This window comes from Streptomyces sp. NBC_01283 (assembly GCF_041435335.1).
Lineage (GTDB): Bacteria > Actinomycetota > Actinomycetes > Streptomycetales > Streptomycetaceae > Streptomyces.
In genome coordinates, this window is sequence record NZ_CP108430.1 from 3670925 (window position 1) to 3685810 (window position 14886).

Genomic DNA, 14886 nt, shown 5'->3' on the forward strand with positions numbered 1-14886 from the left:
GAACGCTCATCAGTCGGCCAGGTGAACGGAGAAGAGAACGGATGCGTCCGGGAGATCATCCAGCTCGAAGTCATCCGGATCGATCTCGAAAGAGCCGCCGTCGCCGCAGTCGAATTCCACGGTCTTCTCCGGATCGGACGAAAGAGCAACATCACAGCGCGGCTTGATAATGGCAGTGGCCTCGGCCGTGGCATGCTGGCTCTCCGTGCCTGGAATGATCGAATCGCCAACGGTGTAGTTGGTCTCGACCTTCACCCGGAAGCCCGGAAAGCCATTCACTTCAGCCGCCCCGAACTGCCTCACCGCCGAGTCGTTGTCCGCAGCCAGCGCATCCGCCGCAGCTTGGGCACCGTCACCGTTGGGCTTGTCTCCACCAAGCCAGTCGAGCCAGTCGTCTCCTTCGCCGATGGAGGCCCCCAGCCCGTCGACCAGTTCATCTCGGGCCTCCTGCGCAGCCGCCAGCGCTGCGGCGTCGGCGGCGGACTGAGCACCATTTCGCGCAGATGCGGCTTGCGCGAACGCGAAGAACGCGAACGCAACAAAGAGCAGAATCCCCGTCACCCAGATGTAGATGGGGAGAGTCTGCCCTGAGTCATTGAGTAGGGGACGGCGGTTCAGCCGCCGATCACGTCCGACACGGCGTCCTGAATCGCGCCGGAGATCTGGCCGTCGAGACCCAGACCGTCGATGAGCACGAAGATCCCCGCAATAAGAATCATCAACCCCGCATACTCCACAAACCCAGCCCCCGCATCCCGCTCCCTCCCCCGAACCCGGGAAGAAACGTTCACGGTCCAGTCGACCCAGACTCTGAGTACGCGATCTTTCAGCACGACGGCCCCTTCTCTCCCACCCGATACACGCACTGCTGGCGCAGCCAATTCCGACGTCGCTGTCGTCATAGGCAACGTACGCGAGATCATGTGACCCATCAGCCACTCTCCGCAACCAATACCGTTTGAGACGCGGAAGTTGGCGAGTTCCCTTCCCCGGCTGCGAGGTCATCACGCACCCCGGAGGCAGGTGGTGGAGATCCGCGACCGGCCGGTCGGTGGTTCCATGCGTTTCACGACTTCCCCTCCCGCGAATCCCGTGAACTCACCTTTTGCAAAGGTCGGCTGGGGGAGCAGACCCCGGCAGGGGCCACCCCCGGAGTCGCCGCACCCTTCCCACCCTCCGGGTGACTGTCCCACATCTGGTTGCAGCCGCGAAGAGGTTTCGCGGAGTGGCTTGATACCGGCTCCCGCCGCCAGGCGCACCGCACCGTTCACCGCACCCTCACTTCCCCAGGATGGAGCCGAAGTCGGAACCCGAACCCAGGAACATCCCTGCCGCGATCAGAATCATCGTGGCCGGAAGCATGAAGACCAGCGTCACCATGGTCGCCTTGGGGATCGTCTTCGCCGCCCTGCGGCGGGAGTTCTGGGCGTCCGTACGGCGCATGTCCGTGGCCAGTTGGATCAGCGTGTCCGCGATGGGGGAGCCCAGCTCCTCGCCTTGTTGTAGTGCCGAGACGAATTGCGAGACCTGCTCCGAGGCGTTCCTGCGGCGCAGCTCGTCGAAGGCCTGGCGGCGGCTCACGCCCATGTCCATCTGGCGCAGGGTGATGCGCAGTTCGTCCGCCCAGGGGCCCTCGTAGCGCTCCGCGACGCGGTCCAGCGCCTGGCGGAAGCCGAGGCCCGCCGACACCACCACCGCCAGTACGTCGAGGAAGTCCGGCAGTGTGCGGTCGATGACCTCGCGCCGTTCCCGTATCGCCTGCCAGATCAGCGCGTCCGCCGCCGTCACGCCGAAGGCGAAGGTGAGCAGGCCGAAGAGCGAGGAGCCGTTCGTGAGGAAGATCAGGCCCATGAGCAGGCCGAAGATGCCGTACACCGCCCGTCGCGCCGCATAGCGGTCGATCGTCAGGCCGCCCGGGTTGCCCGCCATGTCTATCTTGCGGCGCTTGGCGTCCACCCGTTTCGGGCCCATCAGGCGCAGGACGTAGGGGGCGAAGCGGATGCCAAGGCGGTCCACCGCCGAGCCCGCCGTGGAGACGCGCGTGGCGCCGACCTCCAGGGCTATCGCCAGGTCCGAGGGGAGTTTCGCCTCCGCCCGGTACATGCGGATGCCCTGACAGACCCCCGCCACCGCGAGGCCCATCACGGCCGCCATCGCCAGACCGAACACGTCCCGCTCCCTACACTTCGATCTTGCCGAGGCGCCTGATCACGAAGAAGCCCACGGCGTACAGGCCCAGCGCGATCAGGATCAGCGTCTGGCCCATCGGTGAACCTGTCACCCGGGCCAGCGCGCCCTCGTTGGAGGAGTTGATGAGCAGCAGCGAGCCGAGGCCCAGGAGCGGCACCGTGAACGCCGTCGCGTGGACCTCCGAGAGCATGGTGCGCACCTCCCGGCGGGTCTCCTTGCGGTCCTCCAGCGTCTGCGTGAGGTTTCGGAGGGAGTTGACCACCGAACCGCCCGCCTTGTTGGAGAGGACCAGGGTCGTCACCAGGACTATGAGTTCGCGGGATGGCAGGCGTGCCGCCAGTTCGCCCAGCGTGTCGTCGATCGATCTGCCCAGCGTCAACTGGTCCGCCACCATGGACAGTTCCTCGCCCGCCGGGGCCTCCAGCTCCTCCGCCGCCATCGCCAGCGACGTACGCAGCGCCAGGCCGGCCGCCGTTGCATTCGCCAGGATGCGTGCCACGTCGGGGAGTTGGTTGATGAAGGCCTCGATGCGCTTCTGACGTTGCCAGTTGAGGAACACCACCGCGCTCCAGACCGCCACGATGCCCGCGATCGGGCCGAAGAAGGGGGCCAGGGTGGCCGCCGCCATCAGCCAGAGCGCGGCGACGACCGCCACGACGTAGACGAAGAACTCGCCCGCCGTCAGGTCGAGTCCCGTCGCCGACAGGCGCAGGTGGATGGCGCGGCCGAGGCGGGTGCGGCGCAGGCGGCGGTCCACGGACGAGAAGCGCCGGCCGCGACCGCCGGTGTCGCCCGTGCCGGGGCCGATCGACAGGCGGTCGACCAGCGCCTGGCGCTGGGCACGGCCCGACGCGTACGCGTGGATTCCCGCGACGGCGAGCGTGCCGGTCAGGATCGTGGCGCCGAGGGCCAGGAGGGCGGCCTGGTTCTCCATCAGCCGATCGCCTCTCTCGTGTTCAGTACGTCGATGGCCTGGGCCACGCCGAAACCGGGCGGCACCGGTTCGCCCGCCACGTACAGCCGCTCGGCGACGGAGCGTGGCAGCGGCAGGTGTTCGAAGTAGCCGTGCACGCGGCGGTCCAGGCCGCCGCCGCCCGGCTGGTGCGGCACGAAGCGGGTCGCCGGGGCGATGCGGAACTGTTCGCGGCCGTGCGAGACGAGCAGGACGATCTCGGCGATCTTGCGGGAGCCGTCCGCGTGCCGGGCGAGCTGGACGACCACGTCGACCGCCGAGTTGATCTGGTCCTTCAGTGCCTCGAAGGGGATCTGGACCTCCGACATCGAGCCGAGGGTCTGCAGCCGCATCAGGGCGTCCTCCGCCGTGTTCGCGTGGACCGTGGCGAGGGAGCCGTCGTGGCCCGTCGACATGGCTTGCAGCATGTCGAGCGTTTCGCCGCCTCGGACCTCACCGACGATGATGCGGTCGGGGCGCATACGGAGGCTGTTGCGGACCAGGTCGCGGATGGTGATCTGGCCCTTTCCCTCGACGTTCGGGGGGCGGGATTCGAGGCGGATCACGTGGTCCTGCTGGAGTTGCAGTTCCGCCGAGTCCTCGATGGTGATGATGCGTTCGTGGCTGGGGAGGAGGCCGGAGAGCGCGTTGAGGAGCGTCGTCTTTCCGGAGCCCGTGCCGCCGCTGACGATGATGTTGAAGCGGGCCCGCACGAAGGCGGAGAGCAGGAGCAGCATGTGCTCGTCGAGCGAGCCGAGGCCGATGAGCTCGTGCAGCGTGTACGCGCGGGGGAAGCGGCGGATGGTGAGCGTCGCGCCGGTGAGGGCCAGCGGCGGGATGATCACGTTCACCCGCTCGCCGGTGGGGAGGCGGGCGTCGACCATCGGGTTCGACTCGTCGACGCGGCGGTTGACCGTGGAGACGATGCGTTCGATGGTCTGCATCAGCTGGTCGTTCGAGGCGAAGCGGAGGGGGAGCTGTTCGACCCGGCCCGCCCGCTCCACGAAGATCGAGTCCGGGCCGTTCACCATGATTTCCGTGATGGAGGCGTCGGCGAGGAGTGGTTCGAGTACGCCGAGTCCGAGGGCCTCGTCCACCACGCGGCGGATGAGCTGGGAGCGCTCGGAGGTCGAGAGGACGGGGCCTTCGCGGCTGATGATGTGGCCCATGACGCGTTCGAGACGGACGCGGCGGTCGGCCGCCGTCAGGGACGACATCTCGGCGAGGTCGATCTCTTCCAGGAGCTTGGAGCGGTAGACGGCCACGAGGCTGTCGTCGCGGCTGGGGCCGTTGTCCTTGCTGTGGTCGTGCGCGGTCGCCACGCGGTCGCGGAGGCTCATCTTCTTCTCTCAGCTCCCCTCTTCGTCTTCGTCGTTGGGCATCGTGGCCGACTTCGTGACGGACCAGCCTGCGTCCACGAAGGGCAGGAGCGTGGGGACCTGGACGGTGACGTCCGCCGTCGTCGTGGCGCCGCCGCCGCTGATGGCGACCTGGGCGTCGAGGCTGCCGTCCATGGCCGCCATGCCCGCGGCCTCGCCGCCCTCGCCCTGCGAGGCGACGCGGGCCGCCGCACGCGCGCCTGAACCGGCCTGGTTGACGGCGTAGCCGACGAGGCCCAGCTGGATCGTGGCCAGGCCGATGAGGAGCAGGATGGGGAGGAAGCCGGCGAACTCCAGCATGGATACGCCTCGGTCGTCGAAGGTGTGCTTCCTGCTTGGACCCTGCCGCCTGTTCGGACCTCGCCGCCTACGGGGACGATCCAGCCCGTCCGGCGTTTGAGGACGAACTCGGCGGAGCCGGTGATCGACGGTACGCAAGGCTGCCGGGTCACCCCTCACCGTCCTCACCCTCCTTCGCCGCCCCCGCCTCCCCGCTCACGTTCCACCCCGCGTCGATCCCGGGGAAGAACAGCGGGACGTCCGCGTCCACGTGGGCCTTCCAGACCGTCCCCTCGTCCGTGCAGGCCACGTCCGCGCCCTGCCACGCCGACGGCAGATGCTCCTTCGCGGCGGCCTCGCAGGCCGCCGCCCCGCCCTCGCCCACGGCGTACGCGGCCGTCGCCGCCCGCGCCGCCTCGTCCGCCGCGTTGCCCGCGAGGGAGAACGTGTATCCGTACAGCGCGCACTGCCACAGGAGGCCCATCACGGCGAGCAGCAGCGGGAACATCCCGGCGAACTCCAGGGTGACCGCGCCCCGGTCGCCACCGACCCGCTTGCGGAGGTTCAGCGCGCCCCGCTTGGTGGCGCCGGACGCCGCCTCGGGGTCCACCAGGCCCAGCTCGCCCGCCAGCGCCCACAGGGCCTGCTTCACCGTGGATTTGCTGTCCAGGTCCTGCATGCGGCCCGCGTCGACCGCGCCCTGCAGCTCCTTGAAGTTCGCGGGGACGGTCGTACGGGCCACCTTCGTTCCCGTCACCCGTTCCACCAGGGAGGGCTGGATGTCCGCGCCCTTTCCGTGGCGGTTGACCACCGTGAGCGTCTCCTCCGCCTTGCGGATCTGGAGCCGGTCCCACAGGCGCACCATGCGCTTGGCGGCGCGTACGGAGACGACGTCCGGGGTGACGAGGAGGATCGCCTGGTCGGCGAGTTCGATGGCGGCGGCGCTCGCCCCGGTGACGTACGTCCCGCAGTCGACCAGCACGACGTCGTAGCGGCTGCGCAGGGCGCTGAGCGTCTGGCGGGCCACCCGGTCGGTGATCTCCTCGCCCCGCTCGCCCTCGCTGGGGGCCAGGAGGAGGCCGATGCCGGTCTCGTGGGTGTAGACGGCGTCCTGGAGGACGCGGGGCGTGATGTCGGTGATCGACGCGAGGTCGGCGATGGAGCGGCGGAACTGGACGTCCAGGTACGAGGAGACGTCGCCGGCCTGCAGGTCCAGGTCGAGGAGGGCGACGGTGCGGCCGGACGCCTTTGCCGCGAGGGCGAGTTGGACGGTGGCGAGGGTCGTGCCCACGCCTCCCTTGGCCCCGCTCACCGCCACGACGTGGCCGCCGCCCGGGGCCTCCCCCGGACCGGCGTAGAGCTCCACGCCCGCGCTGCCCAGGTGCCTGCGCATCCCGGCGGACCAGGCGGCCGCCGCGTGCACCCGCTCGGCGAGTGGGTCGTAGGCGAGGGGGAAGCCGACGATGCCGCGCGCGCCGGAGTCCATCGCGGCGGTCAGCAGGGCCGGGCTCGTGTCGGCGGTGATCAGGACGACGCCGACCGCCGGAAAGCGCAGGACGAGGTCGCGGATCAGGTCCAGGGCGGGTACGGGGCTGATGCGCTCGTGGATGAGGACGACTTCGGGCAGCTCGTCCAGCGACTCGGCGGCGAGCCTCGCCAGGGTGTCGAGCAGTGCGGTGGAGTCCGCGACGGGGAGGGCGGGTTCGGCGTCCGGAAGCTGTCCGACGAGCGTCGAGAGCGCGCGGGCGGCCTCCAGGTCCCCTACGGCGGGGAGGATGCGGGTCGTCATGCGTCACCCCGTCGGGCGGTCGGGCGGGTGGGCGGGAGAGATCCGCCGGGCAGCAGCGGCCCGGGGCTGTCGCCCACTGCGGGAGCAAGGAATCCGCCGCGCACCGGGGGCCCTGGACGGCCGCCCACGGCGGGAGCGAGAAGCGGCGGTTCAGACGTGCAGCACATCCGCAGGCCCCCTACTTGTCCTCGTCGAGTGTGTACGTGCGGTCGCCCCGCGGAATCGCGCTGTCCCCGCCCTGGCCGACCAGGGCGAGCCGCACATGCGTGGCGAACGACTCCGCGTACGCGACGCGCTGCGCGTTCGCCGTGTCGAGCGCGAACGTGATCGGCACCGCCTCGGTCGCCGTACGCCGGCGATTGCCGCCGCGGTCGTCCTGGTCCGGGTCGAGCGCCGTCAGCTTGCCCACGTCGATCACCTTCGCGGACTCGACGATGACCTTCGACTGGTCCTTGGCCTTGTCGGTCTCGCCCTTGAAGGTGGCGTAGATGTTGACCGTCGAGCCCGGCGTGATCTTGCCCGCGACGCCCGTCGCCGCGTCGATCATGATGGCGATCTCCTGCTGCCCCGGCTCCAGTTCAGGACGATTGACGATCATGTCCGTCTGGAGCAGCGACCCCTTGCGCAGCTCGGTCACCGCGATCTTGCCGCGCACCTGGCGGAGGTCGGTGACCGCGTTGTCCGAAAGCCACCGCTCCGGCATCTCGACCTTCTCGAACTGGTCCGCGCTGAGCTCCTTGTAGGGGGCGATGTCCCCCTTGAGCTTGTACGCCGTCACCTCCGGCCCCACCTTCGAGTTCACGTCCCGGATCAGCGAGAGGACGCCCGCGAACGCGCCGAACGCGGCCAGGACCGACAGGACCAGCAGGATGACGCCGCGGCGCTGGCGTGAGTTCATGGACCGGACTACCTCGATCGGGTGCGGGCGGCTACGGACAGTGAGCGGAGTGGCGCGCGTTCGATTCAGTTGACTTCAGGGGCGAGCAGGTAGGTGCGGGAAAGAGCAAGTGCGAGCGGTCGCGTACGACGCGGGGGGGCGGACCCTGTCCTACGTCGCGCCTCTCGGCAGCGCCCGCAGCACCCGGGCCGGACCCGGGGCCGCGGCGGGCGCCGAGCGTTCGGGGGGCGGCAGGAGTGGTGCGGCGCAGAAGCCGCAGCGGTCGCCGATGAGTTCGAGACCGCACCAGTGGCAGTCGTCCCGCCGGACGGACGACACCAGTTGGTAGAGCACGGAGATGTCGGGGATCGCCGCGGCGAACTCGACGATCTTGCCCGTCGCCCACCAGCGCGCGGACTCCCCCGGAAGGCGCGCCTCCGACACCTCCTGGGACCGCCAGGCCGGGGCGAGCGTCCCGGTCACCCAGTCGGACCCCAGCTGCCCGGTGGCGTACAGCAGCTTCGTGCCGAAGCCGGGTCCTGGCAGCGTCGCGTCCCCCGTGACCTTGACCAGCTCGGGGCGCGGCGTGGCGAGGACGGCGAACTGGGCGCCCGGCACCCATGACTTGGCGTGCGACTGCAGCGTGACCGGCACCCGGTCCAGCTTCGCCACGGAGCCGAGCAGCGCGCCCGCGTAGATGTAGTGGGACAGGAGCCGTCCCGCCGACGCGAGGACGCCGGGGCTGAAGTCGCAGATCGACAGCTGGCGGAGCTGCAGCGCGAGGACCGCGAGGCCGAGCGGCGGCAGGTCCGGGCGGAGGATCGCGATGCGGTCGCTCTCCAGGACGGAGCGGATCGCGTGCATGCGCTGAACGAGGGCGGGCGGCGCCGATGCCGGGCAGAGGACGATCACATAGCCGTGGTGCTCGATGAGCGTGTGCATCTCGGTGAGCGCCTGGTCCAGGGAGTACGTCCGTGGTGACTGGACCGCGCTCTGCAGGACGGCCGCCGATGGGGTGTGCCGGTCGGGCGACGGCAGCACCAGGTCAGGGCCGGTGACGGCTATGGCGGTCGGCATGCGCACACCCCCGGTCTTCAAGCACTTCTGCCTCAGCACCTTATCCAGGTCAGCGCCACCTCAACACCCAACTTCCCACTGTTCACATTGAGGTTGGCCGGACTGGCGGGGTCCGGGTGGCGCCAGAGGTATTGACAACTCAATTGGTCTGGACCAGCTTGTACGACCACTGGACCAGGCAGCACGACCCCGCGAGAGCTCTCCGCATGCCCCAACTCCCCCCACCGGAGGCAGAAGTGGACCACGCACGCGCCAGAACAAGCCGGGCACGCAGGACACGCAGGAAGGCAGGGTCTGTCATCGGTCTGACCACGGCACTCGCCCTCGCGCTCACCGGCCTGCTCACCGGCGGCGCCGACGACGCCACCGCCGGCACCCGCACCGTGCCCAAGCACGCGGTGACCGGCTACTGGCAGAACTTCGACAACGGCGCCACGGTCCAGAAGCTGGGCGACGTACAGGACGAATACGACATCATCGCGGTCTCGTTCGCGGACGCGACCGCCACGCCGGGCGAGCTGGCGTTCAACCTGGACTCGGCCGGGCTCGGCGGGTACACCGTCGAGCAGTTCAAGGCCGACATCAAGGCCAAGCAGGCAGCCGGCAAGTCCGTGATCCTCTCGGTCGGGGGCGAGAAGGGCGCGGTGGCGGTCAGCGACTCCGCGTCCGCGACCGCCTTCGCGGACTCGGCGTACGCGCTCATGCAGGAGTACGGCTTCGACGGCGTCGACATCGACCTGGAGAACGGGCTCGACTCGACGTACATGTCCCAGGCGCTGAAGTCCCTCTCCGGCAAGGCCGGTCCGGGGTTCGTGCTGACCATGGCGCCGCAGACGATCGACATGCAGTCGACGTCGAACGAGTACTTCAAGACGGCGCTCGCGGTGAAGGACATCCTCACGGTCGTCAACATGCAGTACTACAACAGCGGTTCGATGCTGGGCTGCGACGGCAAGGTCTACAGCCAGGGCTCGGTCGACTTCCTCACCGCGCTCGCCTGCATCCAGCTGGAGGGCGGCCTCGATCCCTCGCAGGTCGGCATAGGCGTACCGGCATCGGCGAAGGCCGCGGGCGGCGGCTACGTATCGCCGTCCGTCGTGAACCAGGCCCTCGACTGCCTCGCGAAGGGCTCCAGTTGCGGTTCCTTCAAGCCGTCCAAGACGTACCCGGACATCCGGGGTGCGATGACCTGGTCGACCAACTGGGACGCCAGTGAAGGAGGTTCCTGGTCCAAGGCGGTCGGACCGCACGTCCACGGACTGCCGTAACCGGCGGCCCCGCACAGAACAGCAGCGCCGCCGCTCCCCCGGCGGCGCTGCTGTTCTCCACGCATACAGGTACAGGTGCGGGTACAGGTGCGGGAGCTAGAGCTACCAGGGAAGGTCGCGCACCTGCTGCACGCACAGGACGAGGAAGAGCAGACCGGCCGCCGCGAGCATTCCGTTGCTCAGCATGCCGTTGCGCCATTCCTTGGGTGTGCGCGAGGAGTTGAGCAACCAGAGCAGCGTGAGCGCGAGGAACGGCATGAAGAACGCGCCGAGCACTCCATAGGCGACGACCAGGCCGAACGGCTGGTCAAGGAAGAGCAGGCCCATCGGCGGGAAGGTGAGCCACAGCAGATACGCCCGGAACGGCACCGACTTCTCCCGGTGGCCCGCCGCGACCTCCTTGACCATGTCGTCACCGCCTTCGGCGACCACCTCGGCATCGGAGGCACCAGCTCCGGCGCGCTCGCGCCGCAGCCGCTCCACGAAGTCCGCGAACATCAGACTCACGCCGTGCCACACGCCCATCAGGGCCCCGAAGGACGTGGCGAAGAAGCCGATCAGGAAGAGGTTCGCGGTGACCGCTCCGAACTTGTCCTCCAGAACGTTGCCGAGGTCGATGAGGCCCCGGTCACCGGAGGTGAGGGCGATGTTCGTGGAGTGCAGGAGCTCGGCACCGATGATCATCATCGCGACGACGAAGATGCCCGTGGTGATGTAGGCGACGCGGTTGTCGAGCCGCATGACCTTGAGCCAGCTGATGTCGGTCCAGCCCTTGGAGTTCACCCAGTACCCGTACGCGGCCATGGTGATGGTGCCGCCGACACCGCCGATCAGACCGAGCGTGTAGAGCAGCGAACCGTCGGGCAGCACCGGCGCGAGGCCCGCGAAGGCGTTGCCGAGGTCGGGGGCGACGCGGATGGCGACGTACACGACGATCAGGAACTTCATCCCGATGACGACCGTCATGACCTTCTCGAAGACGGCGTACCGGTTGAACCAGACGAAGGCGAGCCCGAGCAGGCCGCAGAGGATCGCCCAGGCCTTCAGGCTCGGACCGTCTGGGAAGAGCGCGACGAGCGGCAGGGCGCTCGACGACATCGCCGTGGCGCCGTAGACAAAGCCCCAGATGACGACGTAGATCGCGAAGTACCAGGTGGTCCACTGGCCGAGGCTGCGCCAGCCCTCGAACAGGGTGCGTCCGGTGGCGAGGTGCCAGCGGCCCGTCGCCTCGGCGAGCGAGATCTTCACCAGACAGCCGATGATTGCGGCCCACATGAGCGTGTAGCCGAATTTGCTGCCCGCGATGAGCGTCGCGACCAGGTCGCCCGCGCCGACGCCGGTCGCGGCGACGACGATGCCGGGGCCGACGTACTTCCAGCTCGCCTTGCGGAGCCGGGGAGCCGCATCTCCCGTGGCAGTGCCACTGCCTGTCGTTTCAGCCATGCCGATCAAGAAACCGCATGGGCGCGCGTGACACAAGGGGTTGGCCGAAGACAGCATTGACCGGAGCATGCCAGGACTCCACGATGGGGCCGCGCAACCCGCACCGCGCACCTCGCACCCCGCACCTCGCACCGCACGCGTCGCACTGGACCACCCCCACCCCCCAGGAGACTTCATGCGACTTCGCATACGCGGCAGGAGATCCACCGCCATCGCGGTTCTTCTCGCCCTCGCCGTGGCGGCGCCCATCACCGCCAACGCCTCACCCGACTCCGCCGACCGGACCGCCGCGCGCGACACGGCGGCGGACGACAACGAAACGCGCCAGTACGAGATCCAGATCGGCGACAATCGCGCCGCGCGCACCGCGCTCGCCCGCACCGGCGTCGCCATCGACGAGGTCGACGCCCGCTCGGTGGTCGTCTCGGCCGACGGCCGCGAGGCGGCCGGGCTCCGGGACTCCGGCTACGACCTCAAGGCCCTGGCCGGACCGCCGAAGCGTACGAACGGCGAACCGGTGGAGGCCAAGGACTTCCCGCCCGCCGACGCGAAGTACCACAACTATGCCGAGATGAACGCGGAGATCGATCAGCGCATCGCGGCCCATCCGACCCTGATGAGCAAGAAGGTCATCGGCAAGTCCTACTCGGGCCGGGACATCATCGCCATCAAGGTCAGCGACAACGTCGGTACCGACGAGGCCGAGCCCGAGGTCCTCTTCACCCACCACCAGCACGCCCGCGAGCACCTGACCGTCGAGATGGCGCTGTACCTGCTGCGTGAACTCGGCGACGACTACGGCACGGACGCGCGCATCAAGAAGATGGTCGACGAGCGCGAGATCTGGATCGTGCCGGACATGAACCCGGACGGCGGCGAGTACGACATCGCGACCGGCTCCTACCGCAGCTGGCGCAAGAACCGCCAGCCCAACAGCGGTTCGTCGAACGTCGGCACCGACCTGAACCGCAACTGGAACTACAAGTGGGGCTGCTGCGGCGGCTCTTCGGGCTCCACCGGCTCGGAGACGTACCGGGGCAAGGCGGGCGAGTCCGCCCCCGAGGTGAAGGTCGTCGCGGACTTCGTGCGCAGCCGGATCGTCGGCGGCAAGCAGCAGATCAAGGCCGGCATCGACTTCCACACGTACAGCGAACTGGTCCTGTGGCCCTACGGCTTCACGTACAACGACACGGCCCCCGGCCTGACCCAGGACGACCGCGACGCACACGCGGCCGTCGGCACCAAGATGGCCGCGAGCAACGGCTACACCCCCGAGCAGTCCAGTGACCTCTACATCACGGACGGCACGATCGACGACTGGCTGTGGGGCAACCAGAAGATCTTCAGCTACACCTTCGAGATGTACCCGAGGTCGGGCGGCGGCGGCTTCTACCCGCCCGACGAGGTGATCGAGCGCGAGACGTCACGCAACAGGGACGCGGTGCTGCAACTGCTGGAGAACGCCGACTGCATGTACCGGTCCATCGGGAAGGAGGGCCAGTACTGCACGAGTTGAGGCGCCCGCGCCAGCCTCCACGCACAAGGGCGCCCCGGCCGCAGCGGCCGGGGCGCCCTCATGTACGGCAGAGCCGCTAGACGAACAGGCTGACCACGGCTGCCACCGCGAATCCGGCCACCGAAAGCACCGACTCAAGCACCGTCCACGTCTTGAGCGTGTCCCGTTCCGAGATGCCGAAGTACTTCGCCACCATCCAGAAACCGCCGTCATTGACGTGCGAGGCGAAGATCGAGCCCGCCGAGATCGCCATGATGACCAGGGCGACGAACGCCTGCGAGTGGTCGCCCTCGGCGAGGAGGGGGGCCACGATGCCCGCCGTCGTCACGATCGCCACCGTCGCCGAGCCCTGGGCGACGCGAAGGACCAGGGAGAGCAGGTAGGCGAGGACGATGATCGGCAGGCCCACGTCCTGGAAGGTGTCCGAGAGGGCCTTGGCCACACCGCTCGCCTTGAGGACCGCGCCGAAGATGCCGCCGGCGCCGACCACCAGGAGGATGTTGCCGACCGGCTTGAGGGACGAGGTCGAGACCGTCTCCAGGGACTTGCGCGACCAGCCGCGCCGGATGCCCAGCAGGTAGTACGCCATGAGCAGCGCGATCGTCAGGGCCACGAAGGGGCTGCCGAAGAACTCGATCACCGAGCGGAGGGTCGAGGGGTCGAAGGCGATCGACGAGAAGGTCGCGAGGAGGATCAGGAACAGCGGCGTTCCGATGATCGCGAAGACCATGCCCAGCGGCACCGGCTTCTCGCGCGGCTCGACTCCGGCCGCACGCTGCTCGGCGACGACGGCCTGGCGCGCCTCGTCGGCGGCCTCGACCATGTCCTGCGGGACGGGCACGAAGATGCGCTTGCCGATCCAGGCGGAGTAGACCCAGGCGGCGATGACGGCGGGGATGCCGCAGACGATGCCCATCAGGATGACCCAGCCGAGGTCCACGTGGAGCAGACCGGCCGCGGCCACCGGGCCGGGGTGCGGGGGCAGGAACGCGTGGGTCATCGACAGACCCGCGAGCAGGGGCAGGCAGTAGAGCAGGATCGACTTGCCGGAGCGCTTGGCGGCGGCGTACACGATCGGCGCGAGGACGAAGATGCCGACGTCGAAGAAGACCGGGATGCCGAAGATGAGGCCCGTCAGGCCCATCGCCAGGGGGGCGCGCTTCTCACCGAAGAGGCCGAGCAGGCGGGAGGCCAACACCTCTGCGCCGCCCGAGACTTCGAGGATCGCGCCGAGCATCGTACCGAGGCCGATGATGATCGCCACATGGCCGAGGATGCCGCCCATGCCGGACTCGATGACCGAGACCGCGTCGGACTTCTGGACCGTGCCGAAGAGTTCGGTGACGGAGAGGCCGGCCGAGAGGCCGACGACTATGGAGACCGCGAGCAGCGCCACGAAGGGCTGCAGCCTGATCTTGATGATCAGGAAGAGGAGCAGCACGATGCCGAGCGCGGCGACGGTCAGCAGACCGGCGGTGCCGTCGATCAGGGTGAGGATTCCGCCCGTGTGGGGTGGTTCCTCGGCGGGGGCGGCGGCCGCGAGCGCGGCGAAGGGGGACGACGGGGACATCTTTGACCTCGTAAGTGCATGGGGCTTTCGGGGCAGGGGGGATCACGGCGCGGCGCCCGAAGGGGGGAGTTGGGCGCCGCGCCGTGAAGACTTGCGGCTTGCGGAGGGTGGATCAGGGGACGGGCTGCGTCAGCTCAGGACGGCGAGCGCGTCGATCTCGATGAGCAGCCCCTTGGGCAGGCCCACGTAGACCGTGGTGCGGGCCGAGGCGGGGGCCTTGAGGCCCTGCTCCTCGAAGTAGGCGTTGTAGATCTCGTTCATCTCGGCGAAGTGGTCCACGTCCGTGAGGTAGACGCGCATCATCATCACGTCGTCCCAGGTCGCGCCGCCCTCTTCGAGGATCGCCTTGACGTTGGCGAACGTCTGGAGGGTCTGCTCGCGCAGGGTGGGGCCCGCGGGGGTGGGGGCCTTGCCCTCCTCGGCGGGCAGGAAGCCGACCTGACCGGCGACCTGAAGGATGTTGCCCTTCTTGACGCCGTGGGAGAACTTCGCGGGCGGGGTGGTGTGGGTGGCCGGGGTGAGCGCGGTCTTCTCGGTCATGGTCGT

General features: G+C 69.0%; 14 protein-coding genes. 2 read left to right on the forward strand and 12 right to left on the reverse strand.

Annotation, left to right across the window (positions count from 1 at the left end; translation table 11 throughout):
- Positions 1 to 9 precede the first annotated feature (9 nt).
- The 9 genes from OG302_RS16555 to OG302_RS16595 form a co-directional block, all read right to left on the reverse strand.
- Positions 10 to 561, reverse strand: a complete 552-nt coding sequence (locus tag OG302_RS16555) for a pilus assembly protein TadG-related protein (RefSeq protein WP_371527506.1) — start codon at positions 559 to 561, stop codon at positions 10 to 12.
- Positions 562 to 614: 53 nt separating this feature from the next.
- On the reverse strand, positions 615 to 833 hold the full coding sequence (locus OG302_RS16560) for a hypothetical protein (protein WP_371750397.1): 219 nt from the start codon (positions 831 to 833) through the stop codon (positions 615 to 617).
- 445 nt (positions 834 to 1278) lie between these two features.
- On the reverse strand, positions 1279 to 2154 hold the full coding sequence (locus tag OG302_RS16565; RefSeq protein ID WP_371750138.1) for a DUF5936 domain-containing protein: 876 nt from the start codon (positions 2152 to 2154) through the stop codon (positions 1279 to 1281).
- A gap of 25 nt (positions 2155 to 2179) precedes the next feature.
- The gene (locus tag OG302_RS16570; RefSeq protein WP_371527507.1) at positions 2180 to 3124 is read right to left on the reverse strand and encodes a type II secretion system F family protein; all 945 of its coding nucleotides are present in this window, start codon (positions 3122 to 3124) and stop codon (positions 2180 to 2182) included.
- On the reverse strand, positions 3124 to 4482 hold the full coding sequence (locus tag OG302_RS16575; protein WP_371527508.1) for a CpaF family protein: 1359 nt from the start codon (positions 4480 to 4482) through the stop codon (positions 3124 to 3126). Before OG302_RS16575 ends, OG302_RS16570 begins: the two co-directional genes overlap by 1 nt.
- Before the next feature lie 9 nt (positions 4483 to 4491).
- Complete coding sequence (locus tag OG302_RS16580; protein ID WP_361832951.1) at positions 4492 to 4821, reverse strand: TadE/TadG family type IV pilus assembly protein; 330 nt, start codon at positions 4819 to 4821, stop codon at positions 4492 to 4494.
- A 148-nt stretch (positions 4822 to 4969) separates the two neighbouring features.
- Positions 4970 to 6589, reverse strand: a complete 1620-nt coding sequence (locus OG302_RS16585; RefSeq protein WP_371527509.1) for a CpaE family protein — start codon at positions 6587 to 6589, stop codon at positions 4970 to 4972.
- Between the two features lie 178 nt (positions 6590 to 6767).
- The gene (gene cpaB / locus OG302_RS16590) at positions 6768 to 7487 is read right to left on the reverse strand and encodes a Flp pilus assembly protein CpaB (protein WP_371527510.1); all 720 of its coding nucleotides are present in this window, start codon (positions 7485 to 7487) and stop codon (positions 6768 to 6770) included.
- Positions 7488 to 7637: 150 nt separating this feature from the next.
- Positions 7638 to 8543, reverse strand: a complete 906-nt coding sequence (locus OG302_RS16595) for a hypothetical protein (protein WP_371527511.1) — start codon at positions 8541 to 8543, stop codon at positions 7638 to 7640.
- A gap of 299 nt (positions 8544 to 8842) precedes the next feature.
- Here OG302_RS16595 and OG302_RS16600 point away from each other — a divergent pair, with 299 nt between their 5' ends.
- The gene (locus tag OG302_RS16600) at positions 8843 to 9811 is read left to right on the forward strand and encodes a chitinase (RefSeq protein ID WP_371750139.1); all 969 of its coding nucleotides are present in this window, start codon (positions 8843 to 8845) and stop codon (positions 9809 to 9811) included.
- Between the two features lie 102 nt (positions 9812 to 9913).
- On the opposite strand, the gene OG302_RS16605 is transcribed toward OG302_RS16600, so the two are convergent.
- Entirely contained in the window at positions 9914 to 11254 is a 1341-nt protein-coding gene (locus OG302_RS16605) for an Nramp family divalent metal transporter (RefSeq protein WP_371527512.1), read from the reverse strand.
- Between the two features lie 175 nt (positions 11255 to 11429).
- Here OG302_RS16605 and OG302_RS16610 point away from each other — a divergent pair, with 175 nt between their 5' ends.
- The gene (locus OG302_RS16610) at positions 11430 to 12770 is read left to right on the forward strand and encodes a M14 family metallopeptidase (protein ID WP_371527513.1); all 1341 of its coding nucleotides are present in this window, start codon (positions 11430 to 11432) and stop codon (positions 12768 to 12770) included.
- 76 nt (positions 12771 to 12846) lie between these two features.
- Here the strand turns inward: OG302_RS16610 and OG302_RS16615 are convergent, their stop codons facing one another.
- Positions 12847 to 14340, reverse strand: coding sequence for a GntP family permease (locus tag OG302_RS16615; RefSeq protein WP_371527514.1), 1494 nt, complete (start codon positions 14338 to 14340; stop codon positions 12847 to 12849).
- A 129-nt stretch (positions 14341 to 14469) separates the two neighbouring features.
- Positions 14470 to 14880 carry a RidA family protein gene (locus OG302_RS16620; RefSeq protein ID WP_361055398.1) on the reverse strand — a complete coding sequence of 137 codons (411 nt, stop codon included), beginning with the start codon at positions 14878 to 14880 and terminating at the stop codon, positions 14470 to 14472.
- Positions 14881 to 14886 lie beyond the last annotated feature (6 nt).